Genomic DNA, 15,474 nt, shown 5'->3' with positions numbered 1-15,474 from the left:
ATTTCTTACTTTTGCGGTATGTTAGATTTCACGCAAAAAGGCAAAGTAGTCATTACTTTTAAAGATAGGTTTTCACCATTCGTAGAGAAAGAGCTTATAGATCTTGGATTTAAGCCAAAAAATGTATTTAGAACTTACATAGAATTGTATGCTTCTTTGAACGAATGTATGTATCTAAATATGCATTTGAGGGTAGCTAGTCACGTTCTTTTTGAGATCAAATCATTTTATCTGCACCATGCAGATGATATATATAGAAGAGTTAAGACACTTCCATGGGAAGAATACATTACTAAGGATACTTATTTTTCAGTAAATTCTCATGTAGAAAATGATAGCGTTGACAATCCGCTTTTTGTGAATGTCAGGATAAAAGATGCGATCGTAGATAGATTTAGGGAAAATACAGGAGTAAGACCTGATACTGGCTCTGCTTACGAAGGGGCAGTTTTTCAATTATTTTGGAAAGAAACCCAAGCGACACTTTATGTCAACACTTCTGGTGAGACTATTGCGAAGCATGGCTATAGGAAAATCCCAGGGAAAGCTCCAATGCTGGAAGCTTTGGCAGCAGCCACAATTTATGCAAGTGGTTGGGATAGAAAAAGTCCATTTATCAACCCAATGTGTGGTTCTGGTACGTTGGCAATAGAAGCTGCTTTAATTGCTACTAATAGATTCCCAGGTCTTTATAGAGACCATTATTCATTTATGCATATCATTGGATATGATGAAGCCATCTATCACAAGATGAAGGCCGATTTAGAAGAAAAGATAACACCAATTGGAGATATTCAAGTTTTTGCATCTGATATAGCAGAACAGGCTGTGCTATTTACCAAAGAAAACGCAGCAACAGCTGGAGTTGAGGATCTGATTTCTTATGAAGTCTGTGATTTTGAAGATACTACGATTCCAGATAGTGAAGCGGGTATCATGATGGTCAATCCAGAATATGGAGAGCGACTGGGTGAAGAAGATGAACTCGAAGCTACCTATAAAAGACTGGGTGATTTTATGAAGCAAAAATGTGCAGGTTACACAGGTTTTGTATTTACTGGAAATTTGGATCTTGCAAAGAGGGTAGGACTAAGGCCTTCAAGAAAGATGGAGTTCTACAACGGTACTATCGATTGCAGACTTCTTAAATATGAATTGTACAAAGGCAAAAGAGAAGAATAGCACTTTTCCTGATTTTTATCAGGAAATGGCTTGATAGATATTAGTTTTTTGGCGGTTTTATAGCAGTATTTTTGAAACTTATTACTGAAATAAAATCGAAAATGACTTTCTTAGATATCAAGCCACATAGTTTTCATATACCTGTAATGGGTCTTGGCTACACTTTGGAAACACCCCTAAAAGTAGCAAAGTATGGTATTTCATCGGTAGTGTCCATTATGGATGACACGCTTTTGGAAAATATGCGACGAATCAAGAGCCGCCATAATAAAGTGCCATATCTTCCAATTGAAGATAAAGTACCCGATAGTAGAGCAAAAAGGATAACAGCCTATCTTAATTTTCTTTCAGAACAAGTAGATGCAGATTTAGAAAATCTTAAATCACAGGAGTTTGGAAAAGGAAATGAGATAGATACTTATTTTGAGCTTCTTTCTGATTCCCATCCAGCATCAGAGATCTACAAATCAATGCTTTACATGAATGGGGATTCCAGGATTTTGGTAGAAAACCAATTGAGGAAATTTATCAAAGCTGGAAAGATTGATGTCAATATAATGACAAAAGTCGATAAGCTCAATTATGATGCAAACGGAGACGAATTGCCTCGAGAGGATTCGGATGCTTTGTCTGCACTTCGAGGATTTGCAAATAGTAGGTTGATTTCATCTGTGATTTTTTCGGCAGGATTGAATCCTGCTTTGTTCAGCTACATGGAAAATTTCAAGGATTTTTTTCCAGATTCCAAAGGAAACATCACAAAGCGGATCATTCTAAAAGTGAGTGACTACAGATCTGCCCTCATTCAAGGAAGGTTTCTTGCCAAGAAAGGACTTTGGGTGTCTGAATTCAGGATTGAATCAGGGCTCAACTGTGGAGGTCATGCCTTTGCGACTGATGGGATTCTGCTAGGACCGATTTTGGAGGAATTCAAATCGAACAGAGAAACGCTGAACCAAACCTTGTGGGAAGCTTGCAATCAAACGCTACTAGCAAAAGGAAAACATCTTTTACTCTCTGATGAAAAAGTCTTGATTACTGTGCAGGGAGGAATTGGTACAGCCGACGAGGATGAGTTCTTGAGAAATCACTATAAGCTCGACGGAACAGGATGGGGGAGTCCTTTTCTAATGGTACCTGAAGCAACGAATGTAGATCAAGAAACATTGGAAAAGTTGATATATGCTAAGAAATCCGATTATTATCTCAGCCATGCATCCCCGTTGGGAGTTCGATTCAATAATCTAAGAACGAGCAGTTCCGAAGATCAAAGAAGACAAAGGATAGAAAAGGACAGGCCTGGTAGTCCTTGCTACAAAAAATTCCTTTCATTCAATACCGAATTTACCGAAAAACCAATTTGCACAGCTTCGAGGCAATACTTAAATCTGAAAATGAAGGAAATGAAAGCAAAGTTTGCAGATGCTTTAGACTTTGAGAAGAATACAGCAAAAATTCTTGAAAAAGACTGTCTTTGTGAAGGATTGGGAGCTCCGGTTTTGCTTACAAATGGAGAAGCACCTGCCAGAAACCTTGAAGCAGTTACTATTTGCCCTGGGCCTAATTTGGCATACTTCTCTGGTGTGTTTAGCCTAAAGGAAATGGTGGGGCACATCTATGGTAAAATTTCAATCATGCGAGATATGGAACGTCCACATGTTTTTGTCAAAGAACTTCAACTATACATAGATTACCTCAAAGAAGAAATGGCTAATTACCTTTTGGAACAACCTTCCAAGTTCGAAAGCTACGTTAACAAGTTCAAATCAAACCTTGAACAAGGAGTGTCTTACTACAAAAGGCTTTTGGAAGAGGTTCCAGTAGATACAGAAGAAAAGATTGTAAAGATGAAAGAGCAATTTGAAGAAAAGCTAATGATGCTTGAAAAGTTGTTGATTCCTGCTTAAAAAAGTTTTATCCGCAATTCTAAAAACCGAAAGAATTCTAAAAAGATTCTTCGAAATAGAATTGCGGATATTTTTTTATGATTATCCGCTTTTACACCGGTAGCCATTTAATAGTATTGCTTGAAGTTCATTTCAATCAACTTTTGTCGGATGACTAAGGACAATTGAGGATTATTCACTTAATTATAAGTGAAATATGCACTTACTTGTGTCATTGTGGATAATCATTTATTTTTTTTTAGCAAATACAATATGTTTGCTAAGTTGAGAATTAAGTATTGAGGCTATTCAAAATTAGCTTTTTAAGCAAATCAATCATTGTTATTGTCTTAAAAAAATTCGAATTTTTGTCAGATTTTTTAGCTAGTCAATCAAAAACAAGTTACTACCGTAAAATTTAAGTTATATTGATAATGTAAAGTTTAATTCATCGCCTAAACTAACAACTATGAGGAATATCTATTGGCTAATCTTATTTATTTCTTTAATTCTATATTCCCATAATGTCAACGCATCCATTTATTTTGACTTTGAAAAAAAGTGGAAACAAGTAGAGATTTTTGAGCTAAAAGACCTTCCTAAATCAGCATTGCTGCTTGTTGATTCCATTTATCATCAGGCAAAAGAGGAAAACAATCGGGATCAAATTGTAAAATCTCTAATCTATCAAAGCAAATTCACATTGGTTTTGGAAGAAGATGCAGAATTGAAAATTTTCAAAAGGTTTGAAGAAGAAATAGATCTTGCTGATGGCTATTATAGAAATATATTGCAAAGTGTATTTGCCAATTTGCTACAGGAATATTTTTCTAGATATCGTTGGCAATATTTGAATAGAATGCAAATTTCAGGAGAAGACAAGGGTAATGATTTCAGGATTTGGGATGCTGCTAGTTTCATGGGTTACATCACAGATCTTTACTTAAATTCTCTTAAAAATAAGGACTTACTAAAGGAGATTCCCCAATCTGATTTGAAATTCTTTATCTTGGATTCAAATAAAGAGTTATCTGTATCTTCATTTTTTGAACCAAGCCTTTTTGATATTTTGAGTCAAAATGCACTTGATTTTTTTAAGAAGTACGAAAAACCCGGTAGTCGTTCATTTGATAGTTTCGCCATAAATTCAAAAAATCATTTTTTAAATTATAAGATTGAAAGAAATCAAACTGAAGATGAACAATCCTATAAAGAAATTGCATTGAATCTTTATCAAGATTTAATTGATTTCTATTTCAATGTAGGCCAAGAGACGGCAAGTGCGTATTGGCTAATCGATAGGTTAGATTATGTGGAAAATAGTTCGGAAGGGTTAGAGGTTTTTCCCAATTACAACCGAGCTTTGTTTTTGTTGATTGATAAATTTGAAGGATTAGAGATCGAGTCATTTCTTCGCTATAAGCTAGCGTATTCATATTATGAATATGCTAGAATGAATGAAAAATTGAATGATTTGGGCTTAGAGAATTATTATGTTAAATCAATTGAGTCATGTGACAAAGCTATTTTTACTTTCCCTGAAAGCATAGGGGCGAAGTTTGCGGTTGAGTTGAAAGAAAAAATTTCAGCTCCTTTTTCAGAACTTGATTTTAGTGGAGTAGTTCCAAGTCAGACTCCCACAAGAGTAGTTGTCAATTATAAAAACTTAGATAGTTTGACATTTAAAATTTTCAGGTTGACTCCCTCAAACAAAAGTGCTCTTAGATCAGCTTTCAAAAGAGAGGATAAAGATCAAATAATCAATCAGCTAAATGAAATTCACCAATGGACTGAAGGGTTTGTTAACCCAAAAGACCATACTTTTAAAATGATGGAGACGATGATTCCAGCCCTTGATTTCGGTTCTTATTTAATGCTTTCACTACATCCAATTGATGAAGTAATTCATGGATATTCATTTTTTGATGTTTCAGATATTTCATTTTTCAAGCAGGATCTTGAAGGTAAAAGTATATTGAAAATTCTCGATAGAACGACAGGAAAGCCAATCTCAAATGTGGAAGTGAACTTAAGCACTTCGAATATAAATGCCAAAGGGATCAATTTTGGAAAAAAGTTTTATTCAGACGAAAAGGGTATTGTCTCAATTGACTTCTTAGAAAATGTTTATGGTCTTAAGATTGATCTAATTAATGCAAATGATAGTATCCGATTTGAAAATTTAAGTTTGTATAAAAACAATAATGTTATTGATGATGACGAGATCAATGTCAAAGCTTTCATTTTTACGGACAGGCAAATCTACCGACCGGGACAAAAGATATATTTCAAAGGGATTTTGGTAAAAAACAAAGCAGGGATAAGTGAAATTGTGAAAAGGGAATCACTTGTGGTTTCTTTGATAGATCCTAATGGTATTACAAACAAAGAAATTAAAATTTCAACAAACAATTATGGTAGTTTCTCAGGTGAGTTTGAAATCCCAACATCAGGATTGACAGGTGAGTATGAAATAGAAGTGGAGGAAGATTATGAAGTAGAGAGCAAGTTTTTTGACCATGAGGATGTTTATTTTGATTATTCTACCAAGCGAATCGATGTAGAAGAGTATAAGCGTCCGAGATTTGAGGTTATTTTCGCCGAAATCAAAGAAAGATTTGAATTAAATGACTCCGTGAAATTACAAGTTTATGTACGTGCATATTCAGGAAATTACATTTCTTCTGGAGAAGTCATTTACAGAGTTTTTAGAACTACAAAAATGTATCCTCGGTATGATGCTAGGAGAGGATCAAGATATTATCCCATTGGGACAAGACAAGAGATCGTGTATGGAAAAACGAATACCGATTTAGAAGGTAATTTTGAAATAGTATTTCATGCTATTCCAGATGAAAGCTTTGATAGAAAGGATTTGCCGGTTTTTGAATACGTTGTGGAAGTAGAAGTGACTGATATAAATGGAGAAACTAGGGCTTCCCAAAAATCAGTAAATATAGGCTATCATTCGATGATTCTTGAGGCGAATGTTTCAGATGAGATAACAAGAAATAGCACCGAAGAAAAAATTGTGGTTTCGGCGATGAATTTGAATCAACAAGAAACCAAAGCAAAAGGAACAATTGAGGTTTTCAAAAAAAGCTATTCAAACCGTGTTACAGCCATCCCAAACCAAATGGTTGTTCCTGATTTTCCAAGATGGTCAGCTAATGAATTCGAAGAGTTGTTTCCTATCGAACCTTATGCATTTGATGAGTCAATTGCAAATGCTACCAATGCTAAGAAAGTGGCATTTATGGAGTTTAATACTGCAAACTCCAAAGAAGTCGTTTTCAAAGATTATCGAGATTGGGAGCCTGGAGCTTATTTTGTAAAGATCACTTCCTTTGATAGTTTAGGTACAGAAATAACTATTGAGAAAGATTTCGAATTAATTGATTTCAATCATTCAAAAGTATCTGATAATAAGTTGTTTCAAATTTTTACAGATAAAAAAAGTTACCAAGTAAACGATAAAGTACACCTAAGATTAGGTTCTGCTGCAAAGGATCTTACTGTTTACCTTCAGGTGGAAAAAAGAGGAAAGATTGTTATGGATCAAGCTTTCAATCTTTCAGAGGAAATAAAAGAAATCAAAATCCCAGTGGATCAATCAGATGAAGGAGGTTTTGTGATACATTATTTTTATGCGTATGGAAACAAATCAGTTTCTGATTACTTGCGTGTACCAGTAGAAGGTCAATTGAAACCAATCAAGATTGTTACCGAATCATTTAGAAATTTACTGTCACCTGGAGCAAAAGAAACCTGGTCATTTAAAATAGTTGGCCAAAATAAAGATAAATTCGCCTCTGAAGTTTTGGTAGGAATGTATGATCTTTCACTTGATCAATTGTCATATTTTCCAAATAGATGGGCCTTTGACCCAAATAAGACTTTACCATATTACCCTAGTTGTGATATTTCTAATGGAAACAGTTTTTTGGGAGCATCTTTCCATAGTTTCCTCGGTTCAACTTATTCATATTTGAACGAAAACAGGCTTCCCTCCATCAATCAATTTGATCAATTTGGGTTTAGTCTTGTGCCAAACAGTGCTATTGGAAGAGGCTACCTTTCTTCTCTGAAGGCGAAATTTTTGGAATCAAAAGTTATCTGGACTTCAGATTCTAAAATTCCTGCTGGTTTTGTGAAAGGCTTAGTTACTGATGTTTTTGGCCTTCCACTTGAGTTTGCAGTAGTGTCTGTAATTGGCATCGATAGGTCTGTCAACACAAACGCTCAAGGTGAGTTTTATATACAAGTAGAAGAAAAAAATGAAATTTTGGTAAGATTTCCTTTTTATAAATCTGAAATAATTAGGATAGGGAAGGATAATAAGCTCCATGTCATGCTCGTGGAAGAAATTAATGAGCTTGATCAAATAACTGTGACAGGTTATGGTTCAAAAGAAAAGAGGAGTATTTCGATTAGAGGAGCTTCAAGTCTAACAGGGTCAGTGAGTGAAGTTTCAGATGATGCACCAGTCTTGGAAGCAAGGGCAATGGGTGTTAATGTCGATTACAACGTCCCACCTCCATCAATTATTGATTTCGATCAATCTGTTTCAGATAAAATGATAATCAATCAAGTGAAGATAAGGTCTGATTTCAAGGAAACGGCCTTCTTCTATCCGCATTTGGAGACCAATAAAAAGGGTGAGTTTGGTTTTTCCTTTGATGCCCCAGAGTCACTTACAACTTGGAAATTGATGCTCCTTTCACATAGTAAGAATCTAAGGACTGCTTACAGTGAAGCAGAAGTGGTAACACAAAAAGAATTGATGATTACGCCTAACTTTCCGAGGTTTTTGAGACAGGGTGATAAGGTGGTTTTAGCTGCCAAGATCAGCAATCTGAGTCCTAAAAACCAAAAAGGAAAGGCTCAGTTAAGTTTTGTAAATGAGCTGACAGGTCAAAATGAAATAGAATTAGAAAAAATTCCTGTTTTTGAATTTGAGGTAAAACCATTCGAAAGTATAACTGTAGATTGGGAAATCGAAGTTCCTGATGATCTACAGCTATTGCAATATAAAGTTTTGGCGCTGACAGAGGATTTCTCTGATGGCGAGCAATCCATTTTGCCTGTTTTAGAAAAAAAGATTCTTGTTACAGAGACGATGCCGGTATGGGCAAATCAAGGAGATAATAAGCGTTTTAGCTTTGACAAATTAAAAAATCCCAATTCTGAAACAATAAAAAACCACAAGTTGTCCTTTGAGTTGACTACCAATCCTTTGTGGTATGTATTGCAGACAATACCTTACATTGACGATCTGTCAGACGAAAATTCAGAGCAATTACTTTCTAGAGTTTTTGTAAACGCTCTAGGACTACAACTAGTCAGTACAATTCCAGAATTGAAATCAATTTTGGGAAATTGGGCAAATGGAAACATTCCAGAAGATCAGTTTGCCAAAAATAAAGATTTGAGATCTATTATTTTGGAGGAAACTCCTTGGCTCAAAGAAGCAGAAAGTGACGAGAACAAAATGAAAAGATTGGTTCAACTTTTGGATTCAATTAAGTTGAAGAACTCCATTGCCGAAGACCTCCAAAAGCTGAAAAGCTTTCAAATGTCAGATGGAGGTTTTGTTTGGTACAAAGGTTCCAAATACTCTAATTTTCAAATGACAAACCATATTCTGCAATCATTCGGAAAACTGAAAAGAATGAATGTTGAATTTTCTTCCGTTGAATTGGATCAAATGATTGAAAAAGGGTTGAGTTTCTTGCAGGAAGATTTGATCAAAAAGTTTGACAAACACCAAAAGGAACAAGAATTGAAAAGTAGTGGAAATGCTTCAAACTATCTTTCAGGTTATGAATTAGGATCCAGAGAACTCGATGTGATGTATACATTGTTGGTAAATGATACTTCCATAGATTCAGAAAAATTAATTGAAGTTATAAATTTCTATACTATCCAATTACAGTCTAATTGGGTAGCTTTGGACATGTCCGATAGGATCAAAGCAGTTAGGATTTTGGAGGCTTTTGATAAAAATGAATATAAGTCAATCCTAGAATCTATTTTGGAAAATAGCATTAGTTCAGAAGAGATGGGGAATTATTGGAAACTAGAAAATACAACAATGTCTTGGGCAAATTCTCCAACAGAAATTCATGGCCAAATGATAGACTTGTTTAAGGAATTTGGTGAGCAGGTTCATTCCAAAGAACAAAATGGTAAATTCATTGATGACTTAGTCAAATGGCTCTTGAAACAAAAACAGACAAATCATTGGCCAACATCTAAATCTACAGTAAGTGCTGTTTCAGCTATTTACAATAACTATAGCTCTTGGTCTGGAAAAGATTTTGAAGGGGAAGTTATAATTGGGGAGGAAATTTTCCTTGAATCAAATTCAAACGCAAAATATTTGGATGCTGGTTATTTGAAAAAAACTTGGAACCAAAAAGACATCACTACGGAAATGGCAGATGTTTCAATTGTAAATAACGGAGAAACTGTATTTTGGGGAGCGCTCTATTGGCAGTATTTTGAAGATATAGACCAAATTTCAAAGTCAAATGGAGTTGTGGAAATTTCAAAGGAATTATTCACCAAGATCAATACACCGACTGGAATTCAATTCGTGAGGATTTCTGAAGAAAATACGATCAAAATAGGTGATTTGGTCAAAGTTAGGATAGAGGTGAAATTGGATAGAGACATAGACTTTGTTCATCTATCAGATCAAAGGGCGTCCGGATTGGAGCCTATACAAGTCCTATCTGGATACAAGTTCCAAAATGGAGTAGGGTATTACGAAAGTCATAAAGATGCAACAACCCACTTCTATTTTGATAGCTTGAAGAAAGGTATTTATGTTTTTGAATATGAAGTTCGGGCTAGCCAAGCAGGAAATTTTGCCAACGGCATTACAAAAATTGAGAGTGTTTATGCACCAGAGTTCAAAAGTCATACCCCAGGACAGAGGTTGAAGATCAAATAGCTGAATATTTACAGTCAATTGGAAAAAAGGTTAATGCATGTGTTTATTGTCAAGAGTATCGATTCCATTAGCAATGAGTATTTCAATTAAACCAAGATGTAGATAGCTATTTAATCAATTTTGTAAAGCTCAAATATGTCGACAGCCAAAAGAAATGGGTTTCGAAGACTCTAGATTCTACAAAATAAAAAGACCGACCTCCAAGCTTATTGAAGTCGGTCTTTTTTTAATTTTACAATTTGGGATGTTACAATTTCCCAATCAATTCATCCATCTTCCTTTTCAAATCCAATATTGCAGCACTGTATCGCTCATCCCATTCTTGAAGTCTATCAGAAGATTTAAGTTCGACTTCATATTCAATTCCTGGCAATATCCAAGATGCATAGCCACTGAATGGATCATTTGCAGCATAAAGAGATCTATACCATGAACCAAAATACATACCTTTGGTATCAATAAAACTTTTCTCCATGCTGATCAAAGCCTTGTTTATTTCTTTCAATTTTTTCTTCTCAAAACTTCCATTTGCCAATGAATTTGCAATTTTTTCATCCAAACTATTGGCACTCATCTTCAATTCACTGATGGCTTCTGTTACTTTGGTGAAGCTTTCAAAATCTTTATCATATGCTTTCACCTTTTTTGTTGCATTCCCAAAATGTATCTCCAAATCTTGTGCATATCGACTGTTGTGATAGGGGATGATTTCGGCATTCGCTAATCTTAAACTCATAATTCCTACTAATTGCTCTACTGCTCCTCCCATTTTGAAAGTAGGGTCTGCAAATTTTTCGTAGAAATGTAGGTTGTCATAATTGGTGTGGTACAAAGTCGGGCCGCTAGCACCTCCGCTCAAAGATGGAATTCCCGCATGCATATAGAAGGCAATATGGTCTGAGCCACCACCAAGATTGCCGATAGTTGGTTCAGGTTGGCTTTTTGCCCATACTTCAAAAACAGTCTTGGCTGAATCAGGAAATACTACAGCTTTGGCAGATTCCATGATGATTTTCTTCAAAGTAGGAGAGGATGAAGCACCAAAATTCCTACCGGATACTGCCGCATCTAAGTTGATATACGCAACTGCCTTTGCTCCCAATTCATCTCTGAACTGCTCCACCCATTCCGTAGATCCAATTACTCCATGCTCTTCAGCATCCCAATGCGCTATCAAAATTGACCTTTTTGGACTTTTTCCATCTTTGGCTAATTGGCCTAAAGTTTCACTCAAGCTCAAAAGCATGGCAGTGCCACTATTTGGGTCTGTTGAACCGAAACTCCAAGCATCAAAGTGGCATCCAAGTATGACCCATTCATCTGGTGTATCGGATCCTTTTAGAGTTCCTACGACATTGTTGGCCCTTACGAATTCTCTTTTTTGATCTACTTTTAGTCGGACCTTGAGATCTTTACCACCCTCCAGTCTGTAGGTGAATGGCAACCCACCTTGCCATCCAGTTGGAACAGGAGATCCTTGCATCAACTCAATGATTTCCTTCACAGATCCATAAGGAAGAGAGGTAACGGGAATTGTATGTAAACCTACTTCACTTTCTTCCAGTCTTTTTACTTTCTTTTTTCCATCCAAAGGCAAAGCGGGCTCAAAAGGAGTCAATGCATCCCCAGTCCAGTCCACTGTCAACAATGAACCTCTTTGAATAGAAGATTCGTTATAGAAAATCCCATCTGGGTAAGTCAAACCGCGCATATAGCCTGAATCTCCCGGGTCAGTAAATATCAATAATCCTGCTGCACCATTTTCTTCTGCAAATTTGGCTTTGAATCCACGGAAATTTCCTCCATATCTTGCAAGTACGATCTTTCCTTTGATGTCAATCCCTAAGGATTTCAATTTTTCAAAGTCAGCTTTTGTACCATAATTTGCGTAAACAACTTCTGCTGTCACATCCCCACTTCCTGAGAATGCATTCCACCCCTTCCAAAGATCTGGATGGGCAGAATAGGGATCATCCTCTAGAATAAATTCTTGTTGGTTCAATGGCTTTCTGATTGGCCTAACTATCTCTACTAGCGATTCTCCAGGCTCCTTGGAAAGATATACATCATAAGGATGTACTTGAACATCCCAGCCAGCAGCCTGCATCGTTTTGACCAAATATTCTTTTACCTTTTCATTTGCCTCTGAACCTGCTGGATGTGGATCTGATGTGATGGCTGTAAGGTGCTTTTTGAACTTCGAAAAGTCAACCTTTTCTAAAAACTCCTTCTCCGTTGCTAGTTGCTTATCGGAGGAAGATTTTTGGAATCCGTCTAATTGTTGTCCCTGTAAGTTGATAGAAAAGACCATCAAAAGGCAGATTTTAAATAAAAGTAAATTTTTCTTCATCATAAATTTATTTTGATCGTAATTAAACAAATATATCTAAGCTATCTTTATAACAAAGAAATAATTGTTTGATCGGAAGATATTAAATTTAAAAAGATGAAAAAATTACTAGTTTGTACCGGTGGAGGAGATTGCCCAGGATTGAATGCCGTGATTAGAGGGATTTTTAAAGCTGCAAAAAAAACCAAAGAATGGGAAATTTATGGAAGTATTGAGGCATTTAATGGTGTAATGGCAGAGCCTACCCACATTGTAAAGTTGACAAAATCAAAAGTCGGAGGAATCCATGTAAAAGGTGGTACCATTTTGAAAACGACTAATAAAGGAAACCCTCTTCAATTTCCAGTGCAAGATGAAGATGGAAATATAGTTTTTGAAGATAGAACGGATACATTAGCAAAGAAGATCAAGTCACTTGGTTTTGATGCAGTTATCAATATCGGTGGCGATGGTTCCCAAAAAATATCCAAAGCCCTATTTGATTTGGGTGTCCCAATAATTGGTGTTCCCAAGACGATTGACAATGATTTATCAGCTACCGATACTACTTTCGGTTTTCAGACAGCTGTTCAAATAGCTACTGACAGTTTTGACAAATTAGTTACTACAGCGGAAAGCCACCATCGTGTAATGATCATGGAGGTAATGGGTCGTGACGCCGGTTGGATAGCGCTTCATACGGCAATAGCAGGAGGAGCAGAGATCTGCCTTATTCCCGAAATTCCTTACGACATAGAAAAAGTCAAAGAAAAAATAGATAGTAGGTATGAAAAAGGTCGTGGTTTTGTCAATATAGTGATTGCAGAAGGAGCAAAAGCAAAAGATGGTAAAGTATTCGGATCGGAGAGAGAGATGGTGTCAGAACACCTTAGATTGGGCGGTGTAGCTTTCCAACTTTCCGCAGAACTCAAAGCTGCGGGATGTAAGCCAGAAATAAGAGAAACCGTCCTAGGGCATATCCAAAGAGGAGGTACACCTGTAGGCTATGATAGAGTTTTGGCCACCATGTTTGGAGTTAAGGCTTTCGAATTGGTCCAAAATGAAAAATTTGGTGAAATGGTATCATTTAAGAACAACAATTACTGTTCTGTCAGCCTTGAAGAAGCAGTCAAGGATTATAATTTTGTAGATAAAGAAGGTTTTCTAGTGCAAGGAGCAAAAGCAATGGGAATGTCTTTTGGAGATTGAGAAATCAAGATCAAATCAAGGATCCTGATTTAGAGTGAAAAATTCAGGCTATCTCACTCAAAGTAATATTTCGTAAAAATTTATATGTCAAAATCAAAAAGAGGTGAAAACAGGGTCACTATGTCCCATGTTTTCAAAACAATAATTTGGCCGAGGAGAAAGCAATTGTTCTTTGGACTTTTTCTTATCATCATCAGTAGACTCTCAGGCTTGGTTTTGCCTGGAGCGAGTAAAATTCTTATTGACGATGTCATTCCATCTAATAACATCGACACCCTCAAATGGCTTGTACTAGGTGTCACAATCGCAATTACCATTCAAGCTGTCACATCCTATGCTTTGACGCAAATCCTTAGTGTCGAAGCACAGCATTTGATTTCAAAATTGAGGGCAAAAGTTCAAAGACATATTATCCAGCTTCCAATAAGGTTTTTTGACAATACCAAAACAGGTGAATTGGTGTCAAGAATCATGACTGATGTGGAAGGTGTTAGGAATTTGGTGGGAACAGGTTTTGCGCAAATGATCGGTGGATTATTGACAGCAGTGATTTCCTTGGTCTTGTTGATTTACATCAGTCCATTGATGACACTTTATGTATTGGTTCCTGTGATTATTTTTGGACTGATTTCTCTTAAAGCTTTTGGTAAAATCCGACCAATTTTTAGAGAAAGAGGAAAGATAAATGCAGAAGTAACAGGTAGATTGACCGAAACTTTGGGTGGTATAAGAGTGATCAAGGGATTCAACGCAGAAGAACAAGAAATCAAAAGTTTTGAAATGGGTGTTGAGCGCTTGTTTTTGAATGTAAAACAGAGTTTGACCACAACTAGTATAGTGACTTCATCAGCGACTTTTCTTTTGGGTCTAGCTTCTGCAGGGATCATGGGAATCGGTGGGTATATGATCATGGATGGGCAAATGACTTTTGGTGATTTTCTTGCATTTACATTGTACTTGGGATTTATGATAGCGCCGATTTTGCAGATGAGTAATATTGGTAGTCAGTTTACAGAGGCCTTTGCAGGGCTAGATAGGACTGAGGAAATTATGAATTCACCATTGGAAAATGCATCAGGAGAAAGGAATATTGCTCTTCCAAAAATCATCGGAAATATCAGTTTCAAGGAGGTTTCATTTGCTTATGAAGAAGGTAAAGATGTGTTGCATGGTATCTCCTTTGAAGCACATGCTGGATCGGTGACAGCTTTGGTCGGTACTTCAGGTTCTGGAAAAACTACAATAGCTGGTCTTGCGGCATCTTTTTTGAATCCGGAATCAGGTTTGATCACTGTTGATGGTGTGGACATGCAAAAGATTACATTGGATAGCTATAGGTCCCAGCTTGGTGTAGTCCTACAAGATGATTTTCTTTTTGAGGGAACTATCAAGGAAAACATTCTATTTCCAAGACCAAATGCATCGAATGATCGATTGATTCAGGCAGTCAAAGCAGCACATGTTGACGAGTTTACGGATCGATTTGAAGATGGTTTGGATACACTGATCGGTGAGAGAGGGGTGAAACTTTCGGGAGGTCAGAGACAAAGGATTGCGATCGCTAGGGCAATATTGGCTGATCCTCGTGTTTTAGTTTTGGATGAAGCAACATCAAATTTGGATACTGAAAGTGAATCTTTGATTCAGGCGAGTTTGAAAGAATTGATGGAAGGGAGAACCACCTTTGTAATTGCACATAGACTCAGTACCATAAGGCAGGCAGATCAGATTTTGGTGATAGAGCAAGGGCACATAGTCGAGCAAGGGAAACATGACGAATTAATCGAAAAGCAAGGTAGATACTATCAGTTATATACCTATCAAGCAAGGATTTGATCATAAATTACAATATTCAAATAAAAAAAGAGGATACCAATAAGCTCCTCTTTTTTTTAGGCTTCTTAATTTGT

At 36.4% G+C, this 15,474-nt stretch carries 6 protein-coding genes; 5 read left to right on the top strand and 1 reads right to left on the bottom strand.

Features of this window, described 5'->3' with window-relative positions; translation table 11 throughout:
• Positions 1–18 precede the first annotated feature (18 nt).
• The 3 genes from MM213_RS02060 to MM213_RS02050 all read left to right on the top strand — a co-directional run bounded on the left by MM213_RS02060 (position 19) and on the right by MM213_RS02050 (position 10,026).
• Complete coding sequence (locus MM213_RS02060) at positions 19–1,182, top strand: THUMP domain-containing class I SAM-dependent RNA methyltransferase (RefSeq protein ID WP_241409668.1); 1,164 nt, start codon at positions 19–21, stop codon at positions 1,180–1,182.
• A 101-nt stretch (positions 1,183–1,283) separates the two neighbouring features.
• Positions 1,284–3,089, top strand: coding sequence for a hypothetical protein (locus MM213_RS02055; protein ID WP_241409660.1), 1,806 nt, complete (start codon positions 1,284–1,286; stop codon positions 3,087–3,089).
• 448 nt (positions 3,090–3,537) lie between these two features.
• Entirely contained in the window at positions 3,538–10,026 is a 6,489-nt protein-coding gene (locus tag MM213_RS02050) for an alpha-2-macroglobulin family protein (protein WP_241409658.1), read from the top strand.
• 247 nt (positions 10,027–10,273) lie between these two features.
• On the opposite strand, the gene MM213_RS02045 is transcribed toward MM213_RS02050, so the two are convergent.
• Positions 10,274–12,376 (bottom strand): M28 family peptidase, encoded by a 2,103-nt coding sequence (locus MM213_RS02045; protein WP_241409798.1) that lies wholly within the window; start codon positions 12,374–12,376, stop codon positions 10,274–10,276.
• Positions 12,377–12,472: 96 nt separating this feature from the next.
• Here MM213_RS02045 and MM213_RS02040 point away from each other — a divergent pair, with 96 nt between their 5' ends.
• Complete coding sequence (locus MM213_RS02040) at positions 12,473–13,564, top strand: 6-phosphofructokinase (protein ID WP_241409653.1); 1,092 nt, start codon at positions 12,473–12,475, stop codon at positions 13,562–13,564.
• Between the two features lie 84 nt (positions 13,565–13,648).
• Positions 13,649–15,400 (top strand): ABC transporter ATP-binding protein, encoded by a 1,752-nt coding sequence (locus MM213_RS02035; protein WP_241409647.1) that lies wholly within the window; start codon positions 13,649–13,651, stop codon positions 15,398–15,400.
• The last annotated feature ends 74 nt before the right edge of the window (positions 15,401–15,474 follow it).

Origin of the sequence: Belliella alkalica, assembly GCF_022549785.1 — a bacterium.
GTDB lineage: Bacteria > Bacteroidota > Bacteroidia > Cytophagales > Cyclobacteriaceae > Belliella > Belliella alkalica.
This window is presented reverse-complemented; position numbering and strand designations above follow the sequence as displayed.